The following is a 19,833-nucleotide window of genomic DNA, read 5'->3' on the forward strand; positions in this document are numbered from 1 at the left end:
GTCACTCCAGCTCGATGGTCGCGTCGGGGTTGTTCAGAACGATCATCGGGGTCACGGTCGCATGTCCCGCCGCCGCGATCCGGTCGCGATCGAACCGGACGAGCGGATCGCCGGTCTTCACGACGTCACCCGCCGCCACGAGCGTCTCGAAACCGTCGCCCTTCATCGAGACCGTGTCGATGCCGATGTGGATGAGGAGCTCGGTCCCGTCGTTCAAGCGGAGTCCGATCGCATGGCCGGTCGGGAAGACGCTCTCGACGGTGCCGTCGGCGGGCGCCGTGACGACGTCGTCCGTCGGCTCGATCGCGATGCCCGGCCCCATCGTGCCGTCCGAGAACATCTCGTCGGGCACGTCGCTCAGAGGGACGACTCGTCCGGCCACGGGGGCTTTCACCCGCACGACGGCCGGTGCGGTCGTGGCGACGGTCACCGGGGCCTCGGCTCCGGCCGGAGCGGATGCCGCACGTCCCCGCCCGGCGATCACGTCCTCCATCGCATCTTTCACGAACTGCACGTTCAACCCGTAGACGACCTGCACCGAGGTGCCACCGGGGCGGATCGTGCCCGCAGCGCCCGCGCGTGCGAGTGCCTTGTCATCGACCTTGGACGTGTCCGCGACCTCCATGCGGAGTCGGGTGGCGCAGTTCTCGAGCTCGACGATGTTCGCGCTGCCGCCGAGGGCCGCGACGAACCGCTCGGCCGTGGCGTGGAAGTCGCCGCGAGGTGCGGCATCCGTCGTCTCGTCGTCGATGACCTCGTCGTCTTCGCGACCGGGCGTCTTCAGGTCCCACCGGCGGATGATCCAGCGGAACACGACGAAGTACACCGCGAACCAGAACACGCCCATCACGGGAATGAGCCAGGGGTTCTGCGCGAGCGGGTTCATCCAGCTCAAGACGAGGTCGATGAACCCGCCGGAGAAGCCGAACCCCATCCGCACCGGCAGAAGCGCCGAGACGAACAGCGAGATGCCCATGAACACGGCATGCACGAGGTACAGCCACGGGGCCAGGAACATGAACGCGAATTCGAGCGGCTCGGTGACGCCGACGAAGAACGACGAGATGGCGCCGGAGAGCAGGATGCCGGCGGTGACCTTGCGCCGCGTCGTCTTCGCCGTCACGTACATCGCCAGAGCAGCACCCGGGAGGCCGAACATCATGATGGGGAAGAAGCCGGTCATGTACTGACCGGTGACCCCGTACACACCATCGCCCGAGGATCCCTGCAGGAAGTTGTTGAGGTCGTTGATTCCGGCGACGTCGAACCAGAACACGGAGTTCAGGGCGTGGTGCAGGCCGAGCGGGATGAGCAGGCGGTTGAAGAAGCCGTACAGGCCTGCACCGACGGGCCCGAGCGTGACGATCCATTCGCCGAAGCTGACGAGCCCGCCGTAGACGAACGGCCACACGAACATCAGCGCGACGGAGAGGACGAGGGAGGCGCCTGCAGTCACGATCGCGACCGATCGACGACCGGAGAAGAACGACAGCGCGTCGGGGAGCTTCGTGTCGCGGAAGCGGTTGTAGCACCAGGCGCCGATGAGACCGCAGATGATGCCGACGAAGACGTTCTGGATGTTGGTGAACGCGAGGTCGACATCCTCTGCTGCGGCGCCGGTGAGAGCGCCGATCGTGGTCGGGCTCAGCATCGTCGTGACCGTGAGCCACGAAACGAGGCCCGCGAGTGCCGACGTGCCGTCGGATTTCTTCGCCATGCCGATCGACACACCCACCGCGAACAGCAGTGCGATGTTGCTGAGCAGGGCGCCGCCCGCCGCGGCGAGGAAGGCCGACGCGACGTTGTCGTCCCCGCCGTTCGCGGACTTGATCCAGTAACCGATGCCCGAGAGGATCGCCGCGACCGGCAAGACGGCGACCGGCAGCATGAGGGATCGACCCAGCCGTTGGAAGAACTTCATCGTGACTCCCGTCCCGGCTCCCCCGATGGAGCCCTGCCGAGAGAGTACGCCTCCGATCGTCGCAGCACCGGGACGTCCACGCGCGTCGGAGCCGGGTCAACCCTCTCGCGCCTCCCGCTCCGCGAGCGCAGGATGAGGGGGACGAAAGGATGACTCATGACCGATGCACCCACATCGCCCGAGAACCTGGAGCGCTTCGCGGCCGGCGAGGGCGAGCACCTGCCACCGGCACCCGAAGGCGCCCCGGCCGGTCCTGACGACGCGGAGGAAGTGTTCACTCCTCCGCCGGGCAACACGCCGTACGCCGCCCGCACCACAGTGGACGACAATCGGACGCCCGAAGACGAGAGCGCCATCGACCCGAGCTGGACCAGAGAATAGCCGGAAACCACAAAACCCCCGGAGAACCGGGGGTTTTCGTGGACCTGAGGGGACTCGAACCCCTGACCCCCTGCATGCCATGCAGGTGCGCTACCAGCTGCGCCACAGGCCCTTGGTCGCCGCTCGCGGCAACCCATTCAGCTTACTACACGTGAACGGGTGCTTCGAACGGAAGTGGGCGACTCAGTCGGACGATGCACTCTCGGACACTCCGACGGGGATGATCGGGCAGTCCTTCCAGAGCCGCTCCAGCCCGTAGAAGACGCGCTCCTCCTCGTGGAACACGTGGACCACGAGATCGCCGAAGTCGAGCAGGATCCAGCGGGCCTCGCTTCGTCCCTCACGGCGGAGCCGCTTCTGACCCGCCTCCAGCATCCGCTCCTCGACCTCGTCGGCGATCGCCGCGACGTTGCGCTCACTGGAACCGGTGACGAGAAGAAAGGCATCAACGAGCGGCAGCGGCTCGGACACGTCGAAAGCGACGAAGTCCTCCCCGCCTTTGCTGTCAGCCGCCGCGGCGGCGATCCGCACGAGCTCGTGCGTGTGTTCGGTGGCAACCATCAGAAGACTCCATTCACGACGGCCAGAATCAGGACCGTCGCCAGCGCGAGGGCGAGAGCACCGGCGGTGATCGCCAGTGTCATCATCAGCCGGCTGCCCTTTTCGGGCGCCGGCGGACGGATGATCTCGTCCGCGCTCTTGATCGTGCTGATCGCCGAGCTCGCGGCGATCGGGGTGGGTGAAGACGCGGGAGGGAGCTCCCCGTCGATGAGCGCCGCGTCGAGGTCTTTGCCGTCCTGCGAGCCGGGCACGGCTCCGGTGGAACCGTAGTTCTGCGGAAGCGAGTAGCTGCCGGTGATCAGCAGCTCACCCGTACCGATGATCGGAACGGACAGCGACCCCGTCTCGGGTGTCTGCGAAAGGATCAGCGCGTTCGGGGCCGAGCTCGAGCCGCCGCCGCCGCCGCGAGCGAGCAGGTGATCGAAGGATGCCGGCAACTCGACATCGCCAGGCTCGCCGGAAAGCAGCTGCGCGCCGAGACCCGGTGCGACGACCGGCGCCTTCTCCGTAGACTCCGCCTCGTCGTCGGTCTTGGGCTCCTCGGCCACGGCCGGGTCCTCGTCAGCCGCGTCGTCGTCGGCAGCATCGTCGGCGGCCTCCGCCTCGGGCTCGACGTCCGCAACGGGTTCCGGCTGGGACTCGTCGTCGACCTCCGCCTCGGGCTCCACGACCGGTTCTGCCTCCACCGCCGCGACGTCGTCCTGGTCTCGGTCGGACTCGTCGTGCGGCACGAGCTCAATCGCGGCGGTCCGCAGCTTGGCCTGGGCGCGCGCCTGCTTGCGACTGATCGGCCGGGCGTCGCCGTCAGCATCCGAGGCGACCACCTCGTCGACAGCGGGTTCCGACTCGGTGTCGACGGCAACAGACGAAGTGGACTCGGGCGCCTCTTCGACCGCGACGTCGTCCGTCTGCGTCTCCGCAGTCGCCGCGGCCGCCGCGGCTTCGTCCGCCTCCTCCTGCGTGATGATGGGGGTCGACGCCGTGTTGCGCAGTTCGCGCAGCTGCCGCCGGGTCAGCGGAGGGCTGGGCTGGTCTGGTGTGCTCATGCCTTGCTCCGATACAGGTGGTGCTTCGCAATGTATTGGACGACGCCGTCCGGGACGAGGTACCACACCGGGTTTCCCCGACTCACGCGCTCGCGACAGTCGGTGGACGAGATGGCCAGCGCCGGGATCTCGAGTTCGCTGACGTCATCGGAAGGCAGTCCGTCGACGCTCAGCGTGTGTCCGGGGCGCGACACGGCGACGAAGTGGGCGAGATCCCACAACTCCTGCACATCGCGCCAGCCGAGGATCTGCGCGATGGCGTCCGCGCCGGTGATGAAGAACAGATCCGCGTCGGGCCGCTGGGCCTTGAGGTCGCGGAGGGTGTCGATCGTGTAGGTGGCACCCCGGCGGTCCACATCCACGCGGCTGACGGTGAACATCGGATTGGATGCCGTCGCGATGACGGTCATCAGGTAGCGATGCTCGGCCGAGGAGACGCCCGACTTCTGCCATGGCTCGCCGGTGGGGACGAAGATCACCTCGTCGAGATCGAACGACTGCGCGACCTCGCTCGCGGCGACGAGGTGACCATGGTGGATCGGGTCGAACGTCCCGCCCATCACCCCGATCCGCGGGGCACGCGTCGATGCCATTGCGGCGGCCTCAGTGGTGGCCGTGGCCCGCCTGCGGTGCCGGGTTCTTGGCCGCGTACGCCTCGGCCTTGTGCGCGTGGCGGTTGGCGACGTTGCGGTACGAAAGGGTGACCAGACCCAGCGAGAGGAAGACCACGAAGGCGACGATGCCGTATCCGAAGGTCTCCGCCATGACGTTGCCGCCGTGGGGCTCGGTCTCGGCTGCGGCGAGAGTGAGGGTCGTCGCGAAATTCATTCGGGCTCCGTTCGAGGATTCGGGTGCTCGACCAGTTTAGGCGGTCAGCGGCGGATCTGCCCGTTGCCGCGGGCGAGCCATTTGGTGGTGGTCAGCTCGGGAAGCCCCATCGGTCCGCGGGCGTGCAGCTTCTGCGTGGAGATGCCCACCTCCGCGCCGAAGCCGAACTCCCCGCCGTCGGTGAAGCGCGTCGACGCGTTGACCATCACGACGGCCGAATCGACCTCCTTCAGGAAGCGCTCGGCGTTCGCCTCGTCGTCGGTGACGATGGCTTCGGTGTGCTGAGTGGAGTACCGGCGGATGTGCGCGAGCGCGCCATCCAGGTCGTCCACGACGCGGACCGACACGTCGAGGCTCATGTGCTCGGTGGACCAGTCCGCCTCGGTCGTGGGCACGACTCCCCCGGCGAGGCCGCGAACCTCGTCGTCGCCGTGGACGGTGACGCCGTGCTCCTGCAGTGTGGCCACGACCGGTGCGATGAGGCGGTCCGCGGCGTCGCGGTGGACGAGCACCGTCTCGACCGAATTGCACACGCTGGGTCGCTGCACCTTCGCGTTGACGACGATCTCTGTCGCCCGCTTCAACGGCGCGCTGGCGTCCAGCACGATGTGAACGACGCCGGCTCCGGTCTCGATCACCGGCACCGAAGACTCGGTCACGACCGTCTCGATCAGTCCCGCGCTCCCCCGCGGCACGAGCACATCGACCAGCCCACGCGCCCGCATCAGGGCCCGCGCGCCGTCACGACCGAAGTCGTCGACCGTCTGGATGGCCTCCGGGTCCACCCCGGAATCGCTCAGCGCACTCCGCATGACCCGGATCAGTGCGGCGTTCGATGCCAGCGCAGCCGAACCTCCCCGCAAGACGACGGCGTTGCCCGATCGGAGCGCAAGCGCGGCGATGTCGACGGTCACGTTCGGGCGAGCCTCGTAGATCGAGCCGACGACCCCGAAGGGCACCGAGACCTTCTGCAGGTGCAGCCCATTGTCGAGGGTGCGGTCATCGAGCACGTGGCCGACGGGGTCGGGGAGTTCCGCGACGTCGCGGACGGCGGCGGCGAGAGCCCGCACGCGCGGCTCGTCGAGGCGCAGCCGGTCGAGGAGACCCGCAGAGATCCCCTCCGCCTCCCCCCGGGCCAGATCCTCCGCGTTCGCGGCGACGATCTCCTCGACGTGCGCGTCAAGTGCGCGCGCGATCTCGTGCAGCAGCGCCGACTTCGCGGCATCCGACAGAAGACCGACCGAGCGCGATGCCTCGCGTGCGAGCTGCATCCGCTCCTGGGCGGTGACGACGGTGAGGCTCATCCCGCCAGTCTAGGGCGGGCCCGACACCCGCCGATGCTCAGTCGACGGCGACGCGGATCGGCGCGGTTCCGGGCACCGCAGCCGGCGTCGGATTCGGGGCGAACCAGGTGCCCACGTCATCGCCACGAAGGGCATCGAAGACGAGGTCGGCACTCGTCACGAGCACCCCGATCCCGGCAGTGGATGCCAGTCGCGCAGCCGAGACCTTCGTCGCCGCACCGCCGGTGCCGACGCTGTTCACCACGACCGACCCGAACTGGTAGCCGGCGAGGTCGTCGCCGAAATCGACGTGGTGGATCGGCCTCGCGCCGGGCTCCCCCGGCGGGCGGGTGTACAGGCTCTCGATGTCGCTGAGGAGGACGAGCGCGTCGGCGCCGATCAGCTGCGCCACGAGCGCCGCGAGACGGTCGTTGTCGCCGAATCGGATCTCGTGGGTCGCGACCGTGTCGTTCTCGTTCACGATGGGCAGGATGCGCAGCCCCAGGAGGCGCTCCATGGCACGTCGCGCGTTGGAACGGTGCGTCGGGTTCTCGAGGTCGCCGGCGGTCAGCAGAACCTGCCCGGCAACGATCTCGAAGGGACGCAGCGCCTCCTGATAGCGATAGATCAGGACGTTCTGCCCGACGGCGGCCGCGGCCTGCTGGGTGGCGAGGTCGCTCGGTCGGGAGTCGAGCAGGAGGAACGGCATCCCGGTCGCGATCGCACCCGACGAGACGAGCACGACCTCCGTACCGCGCGCGTGAGCCTCAGCGAGGGCCTCCACGATGGGCTGGATCTTCTCCGCGTTCTCCCCGCTGATGGACGAAGAGCCGACCTTCACCACGACCCGGCGGGCACCGGCGAGACCGGCGCGATCCTGCAGGCTCACGACTCGTCCTCGTCCTCCCAGCCGTCGCCGCGGGCGGCGAGGCGCTCGGACTCCAGCTCGGCACGAGCCTCCGCTTTGGCATCCATACGCTCGTGATACCGCTCACGGCGCTGCGACGTGGTTCGGCGGGGGTTGAGGTCGAGGCGGGGGTCGGTTCCTCGGGGCGCCGTCATGAGCTCGGCGGCAGAGCTGAGTGAGGGATGCCAGTCGAAGACGATTCCGGCGCCCGGGCCGATCACGACGGTCGAGCCCGCGTCCGCCCCCACACGGAACAGTTCATCTTCGATGCCCAGCTTCTCGAGCCGGTCCGCGAGGAAGCCGACGGCCTCCTCGTTCTGGAAGTCGGTCTGCTGCACCCAGCGCACCGGCTTCGTGCCCAGGATGCGGTAGATGTTGCCGTACGTGCCGCCCTCGACGCGGATCTCGAAGTCCTTCTCGGCGCCCTGCGGGCGGATGACGATCCGCTCCGGAGCGGGGGCCGACGCGGCGGCGACGCGGTGGCTCTCGACGATCTCGCCCAGAGCGAAGGTCAGCTGACGCAGCCCGTCGCGGCTGACGGTCGAGATGTCGAAGACGCGGAAGCCCCGCTTCTCGAGCTCGGGACGCACCAGGTCGGCGAGGTCCTTCGCCTCCGGCACGTCGAGCTTGTTGAGGGCGACCAGCTGGGGGCGCTCGAGCAGCGGGACCTGTCCCTCGGGGACCGGATATGCGGCGAGCTCGGCGAGGATCACATCGAGGTCGCTGATGGGGTCACGCCCGGGCTCGAGGGTCGCGCAGTCCAGGACGTGAACGAGCGCCGTGCAGCGCTCGACGTGTCGCAGGAACTCCAGGCCGAGGCCCTTTCCATCGCTTGCGCCCTCGATGAGTCCGGGCACGTCTGCGACGGTGAAGCGCGCGTCTCCGGCCTGCACCACACCCAGGTTTGGGTGGAGGGTCGTGAAGGGGTAATCGGCGATCTTCGGTCGCGCGGCCGAGATGGCGGCGATGAGACTCGACTTGCCTGCGGACGGGAACCCGACCAGCGCGACGTCGGCGACGGTCTTGAGCTCGAGCTGGATGTCGCCCTGCCATCCGGGCGTGCCGAGCAGCGCGAATCCAGGTGCCTTGCGCTTCGGGTTCGCCAGCGCAGCGTTGCCGAGCCCACCCTGGCCGCCGGGCGCGACGACGTAACGGACGCCGGGGGTGACGAGGTCGACGAGGGTCTCACCCGTCTCGTCCTTGACGACGGTGCCGACGGGAACGGCCAGTTCGAGGTGCTCTCCCGCGGCTCCCGACCGGTTGTCCCCCATGCCGAAGCCGCCGTTCCCGGCAGAGCGGTGCGGCGAGTGGTGGTACGAGAGCAGCGTGGTCACCTGAGGGTCGGCGACGAGCACGATGTCGCCACCATGTCCGCCGTTGCCGCCGTCGGGGCCGGCAAGCGGCTTGAACTTCTCCCGTCGGACGGAGACGCAGCCGTTGCCGCCCTTGCCCGCGCTCAGATGCAGCGTCACGCGGTCGACGAACGTCACCATGCGGAATCTCCTGTCGGTAGGAACACGTGAGGGGCGAGCCGCAGCCCGCCCCTCACCGTGGAATTCTGTGTCTTACTCGGCGAGCGACACGATGTTGACAACCTTGCGGCCGCCCTTCGTGCCGAACTCGACGGCGCCCGCCTCGAGGGCGAACAGCGTGTCGTCGCCGCCACGGCCGACGTTCGCGCCGGGGTGGAAGTGGGTTCCACGCTGACGGACGATGATCTCGCCGGCGAGGACCTTCTGACCACCGAAGCGCTTCACGCCGAGGCGCTGTGCGTTGGAGTCACGACCGTTACGGGTGGAGCTTGCGCCCTTTTTGTGTGCCATCTCTCGTGCCTCCTGGCTTACTTGATGCCGGTGATCTTGACGCGCGTGAGGTCCTGACGGTGGCCCTGGCGCTTCTTGTAACCGGTCTTGTTCTTGAACTTCTGGATGATGATCTTGGGGCCGCGCTCCTCACCGAGAACCTCGGCGGTGACCTTGACCTTGGCGAGCTTGTCCGCGTCGGTCGTCACGGCGTCGCCGTCGACGAAGAGGACGGCGGGCAGCTCGATCTTGTCGCCGACCTGAGCCTTCTGGCGGTCGAGCACCACGACGGTGCCGACTTCGACCTTTTCCTGACGGCCACCGGCGCGCACAACTGCGTAAACCACTTCACACCTTGTTTCTTCTGTGGAGCGCACGGCTCCGGGCTCTGATGAGACTGGGAAGTCCTGGTGCGGAAGCTAGGCTCTGCGTCGCCATAGGCCTGCGACACGTGACGCACCAAGGGTCCAGAATACCCGATCGGGACAGCAAGGGCAAAAGCACTCCGGGGTGGGTCGCTCCGGCCCGTGGTGGGTGCGCCGCGGCTTAGGATCGCGGCATGGCCGTGCTCGTGGACACCCCGCTCTGGCCGGCGCACGGCAGACTCTGGGCGCATCTCGTGTCGGATGCCGACCTCGACGAGCTCCACGCATTCGCCGCGCGCCACGGCATCCCCGCCCGCGCGTTCGACCGCGACCACTATGACGTCCCCGCCGACGCGATCGATGACCTTGTCGCCGGCGGAGCCCAGCGTGTCGACGCGCACGAGCTGACCCGCCGCCTGATCGCGTCGGGGCTGCGGGTCACCGCCCGCGAACGCCGCGGGCGGTGACGACCCTCAGGACTCGTCGGAGGCGGTGGACACCGGCGTGCCGGTGAGCGCCGCCGTCGTCACGCGACGACGTGCCCGGCCCTGACCGGGCGCCTTGGGCTCGGGGAGCGCCTCGAGGACGGAATCGAGCATCCGCTCCGTGTCGCTCTTCGGCGCGGCATCCGCCTTCTTCTTCCGAGGACGCTTCGGCCGCTCGGCGCGCTCAGGTCGCTCGGCGGGCGCCGTCTCCTCGGCGGCCGCAGTGGGAACCTCTTCGCCGTGGGGGTGGATGGTGGATGCCGCGATCTGCGCGAGCGCCGACTTCACGCCTTCGGTGATGACGTGGGTGCCGCCGGTGGGTGCTGCGGCGGCGTTGCCGTTGCCGTTGCCGTTCTGCGACGACCCGTTGCCCTGGCGCGAGCGGCGGTTGCCGTTGCCTCCCCCACCCGCGGTGTTGCCGCCGGAACGGTGCTTGACCACCGGGTCGTGGTGGACGATGACGCCGCGACCCGCGCAGACCTCGCACGCCTCGCTGAAAGTCTCCAGCAGGCCGAGGCCGAGCTTCTTGCGGGTCATCTGGACGAGACCGAGCGAGGTCACCTCCGCGACCTGGTGCTTCGTCCGGTCGCGGCTCAGGCACTCGACGAGGCGTCGCAGCACGAGATCGCGGTTGGACTCCAGCACCATGTCGATGAAGTCGACCACGATGATGCCGCCGATGTCGCGAAGGCGCAGCTGACGGACGATCTCCTCGGCAGCCTCGAGATTGTTCTTGGTGACGGTCTCCTCGAGGTTGCCCCCGGTGCCCACGAACTTGCCGGTGTTGACGTCGACGACGGTCATGGCTTCGGTACGGTCGATGACCAGCGAGCCGCCCGAGGGAAGCCAGACCTTCCGGTCCAGCGCCTTCTCGATCTGCTCGGTGACGCGGTGCTCGTCGAAAGGATCGTGATCACCCTCGTACTTCTCGATCCGCTCGAGCAGGTCGGGGGCGACGCCCGTCAGGTACGACGTGATGGTCTGGTACGCCTCGTCGCCCTGGATCAGCATCTTGCGGAAGTCCTCGTTGAAGACATCGCGCACGATCTTGACGAGGAGATCGGGCTCGGAGTGCAGCAGTGCGGGCGCCTGCCCGTTCTGGGTCTGCGCGCTGATGTGCTCCCACTGCGCGGTGAGGCGCTGCACGTCGCGGGTCAGCTGCTCCTCGGTCGCTCCCTCCGCCGCGGTGCGCACGATCACGCCCGAGGACTCCGGGAGCACCTCCTTCAGGATCTTCTTGAGGCGCGCGCGCTCGGTGTCGGGGAGCTTGCGCGAGATGCCGTTCATGGCACCGCCGGGCACGTACACGAGGTAGCGGCCCGGGAGCGAGATCTGGCTGGTGAGGCGGGCACCCTTGTGTCCGACGGGGTCCTTCGTGACCTGCACGAGCACCCTGTCGCCGCTCTTGAGCGCCAGCTCGATCCGGCGCGGCTGGTTGCCGGTCTCCACAGCATCCCAGTCGACCTCGCCCGAGTAGAGCACGGCGTTGCGTCCGCGCCCGATGTCGACGAAGGCCGCCTCCATCGAGGGCAGGACGTTCTGCACGCGCCCGAGGTAGACGTTGCCGATGAGGGAGGCGTCCTGGTTGCGGGCGACGTAGTGCTCGACGAGGACGTTGTCCTCCAGGACGGCGATCTGGATCCGGCCGCTCTTGGAGCGGACGATCATGTCGCGGTCCACCGATTCGCGGCGAGCGAGGAACTCGGCCTCGGTCACGACGGTGCGGCGACGCCCCGCCTCGCGTCCGTCACGGCGCCGCTGCTTCTTGGCCTCGAGACGGGTGGAGCCCTTGATGCGCTGCGGCTCGGTGATGACCTCGACGGCGCGGCGGCGCGGCGTGGGCTCGTCGCCCGACTCGCCCCCGCGGCGACGGTTGCGTCGTCGCGCGCTGGACGAGGGCTCGTCGCCTTGCTCGTCGCGGTCCTCGCGGTCATCGCGCGCGCGGCCCGGGCGCGCCGGCAGCGGCACGATCTCGGGTGCGTAGAAGTGGAGTGCGGTCGAGACGGCCGACACGAACTGCTCGGGCAGGAGGCCGAGGCTCACCGCCGTCGGCTTCTCCGCCTCCGCGGGCTCCTCGGTGTCGGGAGCGGCGGCGTCGGGGGCGGCGGCGGGCGCGGCGGTGTCGGGAGCGGCAGTGTCGGGCGCGGCATCCGCCTCAGGAGTCTCGCTCGACTCCGGCGCGTCGTTCGACTCTGCGGCAGCCGCCTCGGAAGCCTCGCTCGACTCCGGAGCGTCGGGCTCCCCCGTCGTCTCAGCGTCGGACTCGCCGACGGCCGGCGCCGCCGCGGTGTCCGTCGCGCCGGCGTCCACGGCGTCGGAGGTCGCAATGCCGGTGTCCTCGGTCGCGACGTCGGCGTCCGCGGTCACAGCGGGCTGCTCGGGGGCGTTCAGCTCCTGCTCGGAGACATCGGAGGGTGCTGATTCGTTGTTGTCATCGGCCATCACTGGCTTACTCCTAGCGGACGGCTCCGCGTGCCGTCCGGCGAAACTCTGGCGGCGCCGTCCCGTATCGGACGGGCCGCGAACTCACTCGGTCTGCAGCTGTTCTCCCCGCGTTCTGTGCGAGGTCGTGCTGCGCGGGCGGTCATCGCCCGAAGTCTTCTGGTGACGTCCGGGCGGCGCGGCCGCGGGGACATCGGCCACCATTATCTCACTATCGCGCCCGAAACCGTGACGGAGCGGATTTGCACGGTCCTCAGCCCAGCCGGCGCATATGCAGCCGGTGCCATAATCGCCCCCATGACGACCCCGCTGAATCATCCCCGCCCGACCGCGCTCGCGATCTGGCTCATCCTCGCGGGTGTCGTCGGATGGATCGCCGCGTTCGAACTCACCGTCGAGCGGATGAAGCTGCTGGCCGACCCGACCGCGTCGGCTGCGTGCGACATCAGCCTCCTCGTCCAGTGCGGCGCCAATCTGCAGTCCTGGCAGGGATCGGTGTTCGGCTTCCCGAACCCGATCCTGGGCCTCACCGGCTGGATGGCGCCGGTCGTGGTGGGAGCGGCCCTCCTCGCGAATGCCCGGTTCGCGCGCTGGTTCTGGCTCGCGTTCGGCCTGGGTGTGACCGGAGCGCTCGCTTTCGTGATCTGGCTCATCTCGCAGAGCATCTATGTTCTGGGAACGCTCTGCCCGTGGTGCATGGTGACCTGGTCGGTCACGATCCCGACGTTCTTCGCCGTCATCATGCATCTGCTGCGCATCGGCGCGATCCCCGTCCCCGAGCGGGTGCAGCGCGTCGCCGGGTCGCTGATGGCGTGGGTTCCCCTCATGTCGATCGGCGCGTTCGCGGTCATCGGGCTGCTCGCCCAGCTCCGGCTGAACTGGATCGCCGAGTTCTGAGGGTCGGAGAACGACGAAGCGCCCGGTCCGAGGACGCGGGCGCTTCGTGAGTTGGTGTCAGGCGAACCAGATGGAGAGCTCGCGCGCCGCGGACTCGGGGCTGTCGCTGCCGTGCACCAGGTTCTGCTGAACGGCCAGTCCCCAGTCACGTCCGAAGTCACCGCGGATGGTGCCGGGGGCGGCAGTGGTGGGGTCGGTCGTGCCGGCCAGCGAGCGGAATCCCTCGATGACGCGGTTTCCGGCGAGGCGGATCGCGACGGAAGGGCCCGACATCATGAAGTCCAGCAGCGGCTCGTAGAAGGGCTTGCCGGCATGCTCGGCGTAGTGCTGCTCCAGCCGCGCACGGTCGGGCTCGACCAGGCGGAGGTCGACCAGGGCATAGCCCTTCGCCTCGATGCGGGCGAGGATCGCGCCGGTGAGGCCGCGGGCGACGCCGTCGGGCTTGACGAGGACGAGGGTCTGTTCGGTGGCCATGTCAGTCTCCGTTCGTTTCCGCCTGCGCGGCGAGCGCGGCGTTGCGCTCATCGAGAGCGCCGCCCTTGATGGTGGCATACACATACATCGCGCCGAAAACCACAGCTGCGATCAGCAGTGCGGGCACGAGGAATGCGCCCAGTGCGATGACACCCTGCAGCACGGCGCCCGCGAGCACGGCCCAGCGGTGCCGGACCAGTCCCGCGAGGCCGACCGTCACGACGGCGAGCACCGCGCCGGCGACGATCGCCCACCAGTCGTCGATGCCGTCCGGCAGCACCCGCAGCCCGAAGACGACGAGCCCGCCGAGGAAGACGACGAGCGACTCCGAGATCAGCACCACCGCGAGGAGGGATTCCTGCGCGCCGCGGTGGCGCCGCACCCGCGGACTCACTCGTTGTACCCGGCCTTCCAGTCTTCCGCGGCAGACAGCGCCACGGCTTCACCCGCGAGCACGACGCTGCCGGCGATGATGACGGCTCGTCGATCGGATGCCGCAGCCCACGCGCGGGCCGCGTCCGCGGCCTCCGCGAGGTCGCGGTGCACGGTCACGGGCGTGCCGATCTGATCGACGAGGTCGGCGATCGCGTCCGGGTCCTCCGCGCGCTCGGATTCCGGCGCGGTCGCGAAGACGTGCGCCGCGGCAGGAGCGAGCGTCCCGACGATCCCGGCCACGTCCTTGTCCCCGAACGCGCCGAGGACGAGGCCCCAGTCGTCGAAGTCGAAGGAATCGCCCAGCGCGGTGACCAGCGCGCGGGCACCGTGAGGGTTGTGCGCGCTGTCGACCAGCACGGTCGGGGCGACGCCCACGAGCTGCAGGCGTCCGGGCGACGTGGCGTTGCCGAGGCCGTCGGCCAGGACGTCGTCGGCGAGAGCCTGCGATGCACCGCCGATGAGCGATTCCGCGGCCGCGATCGCGAGCGCCGCGTTGTGACCCTGATGAGCGCCGTACAGCGGCAGGTAGAGCTCCGGATAGGTCCCGGCGAGACCGCGCACGGTGATCAACTGACCGCCGACCGCGAGCTTCTGGTCGAGGAGCCCGAACTGCTCGCCTTCGGTGGCCAGGGTGGCCGACGCGCGGCGTGCGGCGTCGGACAGGACACTCGCCGCCGCGGCATCCTGTTGAGCGGAGACGACCGCCGCCGACGGCTTGATGATGCCCGCCTTGACCGCGGCGATCTCGGCGATCGTCTCGCCGAGACGGTCGGCGTGGTCGATGTCGATGGGAGCGAAGACCGCCACGTCGCCGTCGGCGGTGTTGGTCGAATCCCACGCACCTCCCATCCCGACCTCCACGACGGCCACGTCCACGGGGGCGTCGGCGAACGCGACGAACGCGAGCACGGTGAGGAGCTCGAAGAAGGTGAGCGGCGCCTCGTCCGATGCGGCCAGCTCGGCGTCGACGAGGTCGACGATGGGCGCGATCTCGTCCCAGGCGTCGGCAATTGCACCGTCGGCGATCGGCTCGCCGTCGATCATCACGCGCTCGGTGAAGCGCTCCAGGTGCGGGCTCGTGAACAATCCCGTCCGGAGGCCGTGCGCGCGCACCAGCGACTCGATGATCCGACTCGTCGACGTCTTGCCGTTGGTGCCGGTGACGTGGACGACGCGGTAGGTGCGCTGCGGGTCGTCGAGCAGCTCCAGCACGCGACGCGTCCGCTCGACACGCGGCTGAACCCACCGCTCGCCCTGCCGCTCCAGGAGCGCCGCGTAGACGGCATCCGCTCGGGTCCGGTCGCTCATGAGGTCGCTCCGATCCGGCGCACGCCGATCGTGAAGTCGCCGGCGTTCGCGTACGTGCCGGCGGGGACGGATGCCGTGTGCTCGGGGCTCGAGCGCAGCGCCTCGCCTCGCAGCGCGGTGCCGTCGGCGGTGGCGACGAGGTCGGCGACCGACAGGGTCTCCCCCGCGACGTCGGCCGTGTCGAAGGCGGACGCAACCGCCTCGGCGTCGTCGCTGTCGTCGAAGGTGAGCTGGAGCGCGATGCGGTCGCTCACCTCGAACCCGGCGGCCTTGCGGGCGTCCTGGACGGCGCGGATGACGTCGCGCGCGAGGCCCTCGGCCTCGAGCTCGGGCGTCGTGGCGGTGTCGAGCAGGACGAAGCCGCCGCGCGGGAGGAGCGCGATCGCGGTGCCCTCGGCGACCCCGCCGGCTTCGAGCGTGAGGTCGTACTCCCCCGGCTCGAGCGCGATGCCGTCGACGACGACCACGCCGTCCTGCTCGGACCACAGGCCCGCCTTGGCGCCCTTGATGACGTGCTGCACCTGCTTGCCCAGGCGCGGGCCGGCGGCACGGGCGTTGACGGCGAGGCGCTGGCTGATGCCGTACTGCTCGGCGAGGCCGTCCGTGAGCTCGACGACCTCGACGGCCTTCACGTTGAGCTCATCGCGCACGATGTCCTCGAACTGTGCGAGCGCGTCGGCACCCGCGACGGCGACCGTGAGGTTCGCGAGGGGCAGGCGCACGCGCTTGCCTTCCTTCTTGCGCAGGGCGTTGGCGACCGACGAGACCTCGCGGACGGTGTCCATCGCCTCGCGGATGTCGGATGCCGGGGCGAACTCGCCCGCATCGGGCCAGTCCTCCAGATGGACGCTGCGTCCGCCGGTGAGCCCCTGCCACACGCGCTCGGAGACCAGCGGGATCAGCGGAGCCGCGACCCGGGTGAGCGTCTCGAGCACCGTGTAGAGGGTGTCGAAGGCCTCGGTGGTCGTCGCGTCGGCGGCATCCACCCCCACCCAGAACCGGTCGCGCGAGCGCCGGATGTACCAGTTCGTGAGGGCCTCGGCGAACTCTCGCAGCTTGGCAGCCGCCATCGTCGAGTCGAGCGCGTCGAGGTCGGTGGCGACGTCGCGGACGAGGTCGCCGAGGAGGGCGAGGATGTGACGGTCGAGGACGTTCGTGGAGTCGGTCCGCCGTACGGCCTCGTATCCCTCGCCGTCGGGTCCACCCGCAGCGTTCGCGTAGGTCGAGAAGAAGTACCAGGCGTTCCACAGCGGGAGCAGGAACTCGCGGACGCCGGAGCGGATGCCCCCCTCGGTGACGACGAGGTTGCCGCCGCGGAGCACGGACGAGCTCATGAGGAACCAGCGCATCGCGTCGGAGCCGTCGCGGTCGAAGACCTCGCTGACGTCGGGGTAGTTCCGCAGCGACTTCGACATCTTCTGCCCGTCGCTGCCGAGGACGATGCCGTGGCAGGCGACGCCCGAGAACGCGGGACGGTCGAACAGGGCGCCCGAGAGCACGTGCATGACGTAGAACCAGCCGCGGGTCTGTCCGATGTACTCGACGATGAAGTCGGCGGGGGCGTGCTCGTCGAACCAGTCGCGGTTCTCGAACGGGTAGTGGACCTGTGCGTACGGCATCGAGCCGGAGTCGAACCACACGTCGAAGACGTCCTCGATGCGGCGCATCGTGGAGTTGCCGGTGGGGTCGTCGGGGTTCGGGCGCGTCAGGTCGTCGATGAACGGCCGGTGCAGGTCGACCTCGCCCGCCTCGTTCACCGGTAGCCGGCCGAAGTCGCGCTCGAGGTCGGCGAGCGAGCCGTACACGTCAACGCGCGGGTACTCGGGGTCGTCGCTCTTCCACACCGGGATCGGCGAGCCCCAGAAGCGGTTGCGGCTGATCGACCAGTCGCGCGCGCCCTCGAGCCACTTGCCGAACTGGCCGTGCTTGACGTTCTCGGGCGCCCAGGTGATCTGCTCGTTGAGCTCGACGAGGCGGTCCTTGATCGAGGTGACGCGCACGAACCAGCTCGAGACGGCCTTGTAGATGAGGGGGTTCCGGCAGCGCCAGCAGTGAGGGTACGAGTGCTCGTACGACGCCTCGCGCAGCAGGCGACCCTCCGCCTTGAGCAGACGGATGAGGGGGCGGTTCGCGTCGATCCACAGCTCGCCGGCGACATCGGTCACCTGCGGCAGGAAGCGTCCGCCGTCGTCGAGGCTCATGATGAGCGGGATGCCGGCGGCCCCCGTCACGCGCTGGTCGTCCTCACCGTAGGCCGGTGCCTGGTGGACGATGCCGGTGCCGTCGGTGGTGGTGACGTAGTCGTCGACGAGGATGCGCCAGGCGTGCTGCGTTCCCCAGGTCTCCTCGTCGGCGTAGTAGTCGAAGAGCCGGTCGTAGGCGACGTCGGCGAGGTCGGCCCCGCGGACGGTCTGCTCGACGGCGTCGCGAGCCTCGTCGGCCGAGGCGTAGCCGAGGTCCTTCGCGTAGTTCGCGAGCAGATCGGCGGCGAGCAGGTAACGGTGCGACTGGCCCTCGAGAGCGTCCTCGTGGATGTCGGCGGCGCCGGCCGGGCCGCCGGGCAGGACGACGTACTCGATGTCGGGTCCGACGGCGAGCGCGAGGTTGGTCGGCAGGGTCCACGGGGTCGTCGTCCATGCGAGCGCGCGGACGGCGGTGAGCCCGAGCGCTTCGGCCTTGGCGCCGACGAGCGGGAAGGTGACCGTGACGGACGGGTCCTGCCGCATCTTGTAGACGTCGTCGTCCATGCGGAGCTCGTGGTTCGACAGGGGCGTCTCGTCGCGCCAGCAGTACGGCAGCACGCGGTGGCCCTCGTAGGCGAGGTCCTTGTCGTACAGCTGCTTGAACGCCCAGAGCACCGATTCCATGTAGCCGGTGTCGAGCGTCTTGTAGCCGCGCTCGAAGTCGACCCAGCGCGCCTGGCGGGTGACGTAGTTCTCCCACTCCTGCGTGTACTCGAGGACGGATGACCGCGCCTTCGCGTTGAAGGCGGCGATGCCCATCTCCTCGATCTCGCTCTTCTCGGTGATCCCGAGCTGCTTCATGGCCTCGAGTTCGGCGGGCAGGCCGTGCGTGTCCCATCCGAAGACGCGGTCGACCTTCTTGCCGCGCATCGTCTGGAACCGCGGGAAGAGGTCCTTCGCGTAGCCGGTCAGGAGGTGGCCGTAGTGCGGCAAGCCGTTGGCGAACGGCGGGCCGTCGTAGAACACCCACTCGTCGGCGCCATCGCGCTGCGCGATCGACGCGCGGAACGTGTCGTCCTGCGCCCAGAACGCGAGGACGTCGCGCTCGAGGTCGGGGAAGCGCGGGCTCGGGACGACGGCGGCGGGCGCGTCGGCGGCGGGACCGAAGGCGGAAGGTCGGGGGTAGGTCATGTCACTCCTGCAGGTCTGCTCCTGCGAGGACGATCCGGAGACCGCGGTACCACCCCGCTTGATGCGACCCGGTTCCGGGTGCACCCACTCACCTGCGGCGATGACGGGCCTGCCCCGCTCGGTTCTACTGGGCGGCTGACCGCTGTTCTTCCGAGAGCTCCCCGGTGATGGCCGGATCGGTGCTGATACCGCCATCCTACCCGCGACCTAGGCTGGCGTCATGGCCCGATCCCGCATCAGCCCCGCACCGCCTCGGATCGCGGAGCCGGACCTCCCCGAAGAACTGACCCCCGCCGCCCTCGGCCGCTCTGCGGACATCCTCGGAGCGAGGATCACGCTCGGCGCGGGCGGGACGGATGCCGCTCACGCGCGGGTGAGCGAGAGCGTCATCGCCCCCGCGTCCGTCGAGACCCTCGACCTCACGGGCGCCGTCCTCTCGGACGTCGTCGCGGACGGCCTGTCGGCCGCGGAGGTCATCGCGCGAGAGGGAACGTGGCGATCGGTCGTCGTCCGCGGCGGTCGGATCGGCACGCTCGACCTCTCCCGGAGCCGATGCGACGGACTGGTACTCGACGGCGTGCGGATCGACTACCTCACGGTGGCCGGCGCGACCCTCGGCGACGTCGAGATCGAGGGGTGCCGGATCGGCACCCTCGACGCTCCCGGAGCCCAGATCCAGTGCATGCGCGTGACCGGCTCCACCGTGGACGAATGCGACACCCGCGAGTGGACGATCTCCGACCTCGACCTTCGCGGCGCGGACGTGCTCGCGTTCACCGACGTCCGGGCTCTTCGCGGCGCGACGCTCTCCGAAGACCAGGTGACGACGCACGCGAGCGCGTTCGCTGTCGCGCTCGGCATCGATGTCCGTGCCGCAGACGACCTCAGTCGGACCACACCTCGGCTCTGACGCGCGCGGTCGAGGCGTGCTCGAGCAGCCGTGAGATGGGGCATCGCGCGTGGGCGGCCTCGGCAAGACCGACCGTCTCCTCGAGCGAGCGCCCCTCGGCCGACACGGATGCGGTGACGTCGAACTCGAACCCGCCCCGCTCAGGAGAATCCCGCAGTTCCACGTCGACGCGGACCGAGGTGCGGTGCGCGCCGCGCACGATCGCCTGCAGGGTGGCGTCGAGGCACGTGGCCCACGCGAGCGCGAGGAGCTGCTCGGGGTTGCTCCGCGAGAGGTCCGCGTCCGCACTCAGCGGGTTGGACACCGCGACCTCGAGACCGCCGACGACCCTGCTCACGCCGGTCCCGCCATCGCGGTTGACGGCCGACGTCCGGTACCTGGTGCTCATCCCGCAACTATAATTGGACGGCATCC

At 69.4% G+C, this 19,833-nt stretch carries 20 protein-coding genes and 1 tRNA gene; 4 read left to right on the forward strand and 17 right to left on the reverse strand.

The genetic code is table 11. The features are described 5' to 3' along the window. Nucleotide 1 precedes the first annotated feature (1 nt). Nucleotides 2-1,921 (reverse strand): N-acetylglucosamine-specific PTS transporter subunit IIBC, encoded by a 1,920-nt coding sequence (nagE, locus tag BKA24_RS10920; RefSeq protein WP_184217962.1) that lies wholly within the window; start codon nucleotides 1,919-1,921, stop codon nucleotides 2-4. A gap of 156 nt (nucleotides 1,922-2,077) precedes the next feature. Between nagE and BKA24_RS10925 the strand changes: the two genes are divergently transcribed. Continuing rightward, nucleotides 2,078-2,302, forward strand: coding sequence for a hypothetical protein (locus tag BKA24_RS10925; protein ID WP_184217964.1), 225 nt, complete (start codon nucleotides 2,078-2,080; stop codon nucleotides 2,300-2,302). Nucleotides 2,303-2,341: 39 nt separating this feature from the next. On the opposite strand, the gene BKA24_RS10930 is transcribed toward BKA24_RS10925, so the two are convergent. From BKA24_RS10930 to rplU, 10 genes are all read right to left on the reverse strand, one after another. Then, nucleotides 2,342-2,414: transfer RNA gene (locus BKA24_RS10930), tRNA-Ala, on the reverse strand. Between the two features lie 71 nt (nucleotides 2,415-2,485). Beyond that, nucleotides 2,486-2,863 carry a ribosome silencing factor gene (rsfS, locus tag BKA24_RS10935; RefSeq protein WP_184217966.1) on the reverse strand — a complete coding sequence of 126 codons (378 nt, stop codon included), beginning with the start codon at nucleotides 2,861-2,863 and terminating at the stop codon, nucleotides 2,486-2,488. After that, entirely contained in the window at nucleotides 2,863-3,909 is a 1,047-nt protein-coding gene (locus BKA24_RS10940; RefSeq protein WP_184217968.1) for a hypothetical protein, read from the reverse strand. Before BKA24_RS10940 ends, rsfS begins: the two co-directional genes overlap by 1 nt. After that, the gene (gene nadD, locus BKA24_RS10945; RefSeq protein WP_184217970.1) at nucleotides 3,906-4,502 is read right to left on the reverse strand and encodes a nicotinate-nucleotide adenylyltransferase; all 597 of its coding nucleotides are present in this window, start codon (nucleotides 4,500-4,502) and stop codon (nucleotides 3,906-3,908) included. The genes BKA24_RS10940 and nadD overlap by 4 nt, the downstream gene beginning before the upstream one ends. Nucleotides 4,503-4,512: 10 nt before the next feature. After that, the gene (locus BKA24_RS10950; protein ID WP_184217972.1) at nucleotides 4,513-4,737 is read right to left on the reverse strand and encodes a hypothetical protein; all 225 of its coding nucleotides are present in this window, start codon (nucleotides 4,735-4,737) and stop codon (nucleotides 4,513-4,515) included. 44 nt (nucleotides 4,738-4,781) lie between these two features. Beyond that, nucleotides 4,782-6,041, reverse strand: coding sequence for a glutamate-5-semialdehyde dehydrogenase (locus tag BKA24_RS10955; protein ID WP_184217974.1), 1,260 nt, complete (start codon nucleotides 6,039-6,041; stop codon nucleotides 4,782-4,784). A gap of 37 nt (nucleotides 6,042-6,078) precedes the next feature. Further along, a complete protein-coding gene (gene proB, locus BKA24_RS10960) occupies nucleotides 6,079-6,909 on the reverse strand; it encodes a glutamate 5-kinase (RefSeq protein WP_184217976.1) in 831 nt (276 codons plus the stop codon). Continuing rightward, nucleotides 6,906-8,420: a GTPase ObgE gene (gene obgE, locus BKA24_RS10965; protein ID WP_184217978.1), complete on the reverse strand. Its 1,515-nt coding sequence runs from the start codon at nucleotides 8,418-8,420 to the stop codon at nucleotides 6,906-6,908. Before obgE ends, proB begins: the two co-directional genes overlap by 4 nt. 72 nt (nucleotides 8,421-8,492) lie before the next feature. Beyond that, nucleotides 8,493-8,750 (reverse strand): 50S ribosomal protein L27, encoded by a 258-nt coding sequence (rpmA, locus tag BKA24_RS10970; RefSeq protein WP_184217980.1) that lies wholly within the window; start codon nucleotides 8,748-8,750, stop codon nucleotides 8,493-8,495. 17 nt (nucleotides 8,751-8,767) lie between these two features. Beyond that, complete coding sequence (gene rplU, locus BKA24_RS10975) at nucleotides 8,768-9,076, reverse strand: 50S ribosomal protein L21 (protein WP_184217982.1); 309 nt, start codon at nucleotides 9,074-9,076, stop codon at nucleotides 8,768-8,770. Nucleotides 9,077-9,288: 212 nt separating this feature from the next. Between rplU and BKA24_RS10980 the strand changes: the two genes are divergently transcribed. Then, nucleotides 9,289-9,561: a DUF4031 domain-containing protein gene (locus tag BKA24_RS10980; protein ID WP_184217984.1), complete on the forward strand. Its 273-nt coding sequence runs from the start codon at nucleotides 9,289-9,291 to the stop codon at nucleotides 9,559-9,561. Nucleotides 9,562-9,567: 6 nt separating this feature from the next. On the opposite strand, the gene BKA24_RS10985 is transcribed toward BKA24_RS10980, so the two are convergent. Beyond that, nucleotides 9,568-12,021 (reverse strand): Rne/Rng family ribonuclease, encoded by a 2,454-nt coding sequence (locus BKA24_RS10985; protein WP_184217986.1) that lies wholly within the window; start codon nucleotides 12,019-12,021, stop codon nucleotides 9,568-9,570. 297 nt (nucleotides 12,022-12,318) lie between these two features. On the opposite strand from BKA24_RS10985, the gene BKA24_RS10990 reads away from it, so the two are divergent. Then, the gene (locus tag BKA24_RS10990; RefSeq protein ID WP_184217988.1) at nucleotides 12,319-12,918 is read left to right on the forward strand and encodes a vitamin K epoxide reductase family protein; all 600 of its coding nucleotides are present in this window, start codon (nucleotides 12,319-12,321) and stop codon (nucleotides 12,916-12,918) included. 57 nt (nucleotides 12,919-12,975) lie between these two features. Here the strand turns inward: BKA24_RS10990 and ndk are convergent, their stop codons facing one another. From ndk to ileS, 4 genes are read right to left on the reverse strand one after another with little or no spacing between them, the layout of a single operon-like run. Beyond that, nucleotides 12,976-13,392, reverse strand: a complete 417-nt coding sequence (ndk, locus tag BKA24_RS10995) for a nucleoside-diphosphate kinase (protein WP_184217990.1) — start codon at nucleotides 13,390-13,392, stop codon at nucleotides 12,976-12,978. A 1-nt stretch (nucleotide 13,393) separates the two neighbouring features. Further along, nucleotides 13,394-13,774, reverse strand: coding sequence for a DUF4233 domain-containing protein (locus BKA24_RS11000; RefSeq protein WP_184217992.1), 381 nt, complete (start codon nucleotides 13,772-13,774; stop codon nucleotides 13,394-13,396). An 8-nt stretch (nucleotides 13,775-13,782) separates the two neighbouring features. Further along, nucleotides 13,783-15,135, reverse strand: a complete 1,353-nt coding sequence (locus BKA24_RS11005; RefSeq protein WP_184217999.1) for a bifunctional folylpolyglutamate synthase/dihydrofolate synthase — start codon at nucleotides 15,133-15,135, stop codon at nucleotides 13,783-13,785. After that, entirely contained in the window at nucleotides 15,132-18,509 is a 3,378-nt protein-coding gene (gene ileS / locus BKA24_RS11010) for an isoleucine--tRNA ligase (protein ID WP_184218001.1), read from the reverse strand. The genes BKA24_RS11005 and ileS overlap by 4 nt, the downstream gene beginning before the upstream one ends. 220 nt (nucleotides 18,510-18,729) lie before the next feature. On the opposite strand from ileS, the gene BKA24_RS11015 reads away from it, so the two are divergent. Continuing rightward, complete coding sequence (locus BKA24_RS11015) at nucleotides 18,730-19,419, forward strand: hypothetical protein (protein ID WP_184218003.1); 690 nt, start codon at nucleotides 18,730-18,732, stop codon at nucleotides 19,417-19,419. On the opposite strand, the gene BKA24_RS11020 is transcribed toward BKA24_RS11015, so the two are convergent. Beyond that, nucleotides 19,394-19,807, reverse strand: a complete 414-nt coding sequence (locus BKA24_RS11020; protein ID WP_184218005.1) for an OsmC family protein — start codon at nucleotides 19,805-19,807, stop codon at nucleotides 19,394-19,396. The genes BKA24_RS11015 and BKA24_RS11020 overlap by 26 nt on opposite strands. Nucleotides 19,808-19,833 lie beyond the last annotated feature (26 nt).

The organism is Microbacterium marinum (assembly GCF_014204835.1).
GTDB classification, from domain to species: domain Bacteria; phylum Actinomycetota; class Actinomycetes; order Actinomycetales; family Microbacteriaceae; genus Microbacterium; species Microbacterium marinum.

Bases quoted from the DNA above. Each gene is read 5' to 3' on its own strand.
- rpmA (WP_184217980.1), bottom strand. From the start codon at position 8,750: ATGGCACACAAAAAGGGCGCAAGCTCCACCCGTAACGGTCGTGACTCC.
- BKA24_RS10955 (WP_184217974.1), bottom strand. From the start codon at position 6,041: ATGAGCCTCACCGTCGTCACCGCCCAGGAGCGGATGCAGCTCGCACGC.
- BKA24_RS10940 (WP_184217968.1), bottom strand. From the start codon at position 3,909: ATGAGCACACCAGACCAGCCCAGCCCTCCGCTGACCCGGCGGCAGCTG.
- BKA24_RS10985 (WP_184217986.1), bottom strand. From the start codon at position 12,021: ATGGCCGATGACAACAACGAATCAGCACCCTCCGATGTCTCCGAGCAG.
- BKA24_RS10990 (WP_184217988.1), top strand. From the start codon at position 12,319: ATGACGACCCCGCTGAATCATCCCCGCCCGACCGCGCTCGCGATCTGG.
- rsfS (WP_184217966.1), bottom strand. From the start codon at position 2,863: ATGGTTGCCACCGAACACACGCACGAGCTCGTGCGGATCGCCGCCGCG.
- BKA24_RS10925 (WP_184217964.1), top strand. From the start codon at position 2,078: ATGACCGATGCACCCACATCGCCCGAGAACCTGGAGCGCTTCGCGGCC.
- obgE (WP_184217978.1), bottom strand. From the start codon at position 8,420: ATGGTGACGTTCGTCGACCGCGTGACGCTGCATCTGAGCGCGGGCAAG.
- BKA24_RS11020 (WP_184218005.1), bottom strand. From the start codon at position 19,807: ATGAGCACCAGGTACCGGACGTCGGCCGTCAACCGCGATGGCGGGACC.
- ileS (WP_184218001.1), bottom strand. From the start codon at position 18,509: ATGACCTACCCCCGACCTTCCGCCTTCGGTCCCGCCGCCGACGCGCCC.
- BKA24_RS11005 (WP_184217999.1), bottom strand. From the start codon at position 15,135: ATGAGCGACCGGACCCGAGCGGATGCCGTCTACGCGGCGCTCCTGGAG.
- BKA24_RS10950 (WP_184217972.1), bottom strand. From the start codon at position 4,737: ATGAATTTCGCGACGACCCTCACTCTCGCCGCAGCCGAGACCGAGCCC.
- nadD (WP_184217970.1), bottom strand. From the start codon at position 4,502: ATGGCATCGACGCGTGCCCCGCGGATCGGGGTGATGGGCGGGACGTTC.
- BKA24_RS11015 (WP_184218003.1), top strand. From the start codon at position 18,730: ATGGCCCGATCCCGCATCAGCCCCGCACCGCCTCGGATCGCGGAGCCG.
- nagE (WP_184217962.1), bottom strand. From the start codon at position 1,921: ATGAAGTTCTTCCAACGGCTGGGTCGATCCCTCATGCTGCCGGTCGCC.
- BKA24_RS10980 (WP_184217984.1), top strand. From the start codon at position 9,289: ATGGCCGTGCTCGTGGACACCCCGCTCTGGCCGGCGCACGGCAGACTC.
- ndk (WP_184217990.1), bottom strand. From the start codon at position 13,392: ATGGCCACCGAACAGACCCTCGTCCTCGTCAAGCCCGACGGCGTCGCC.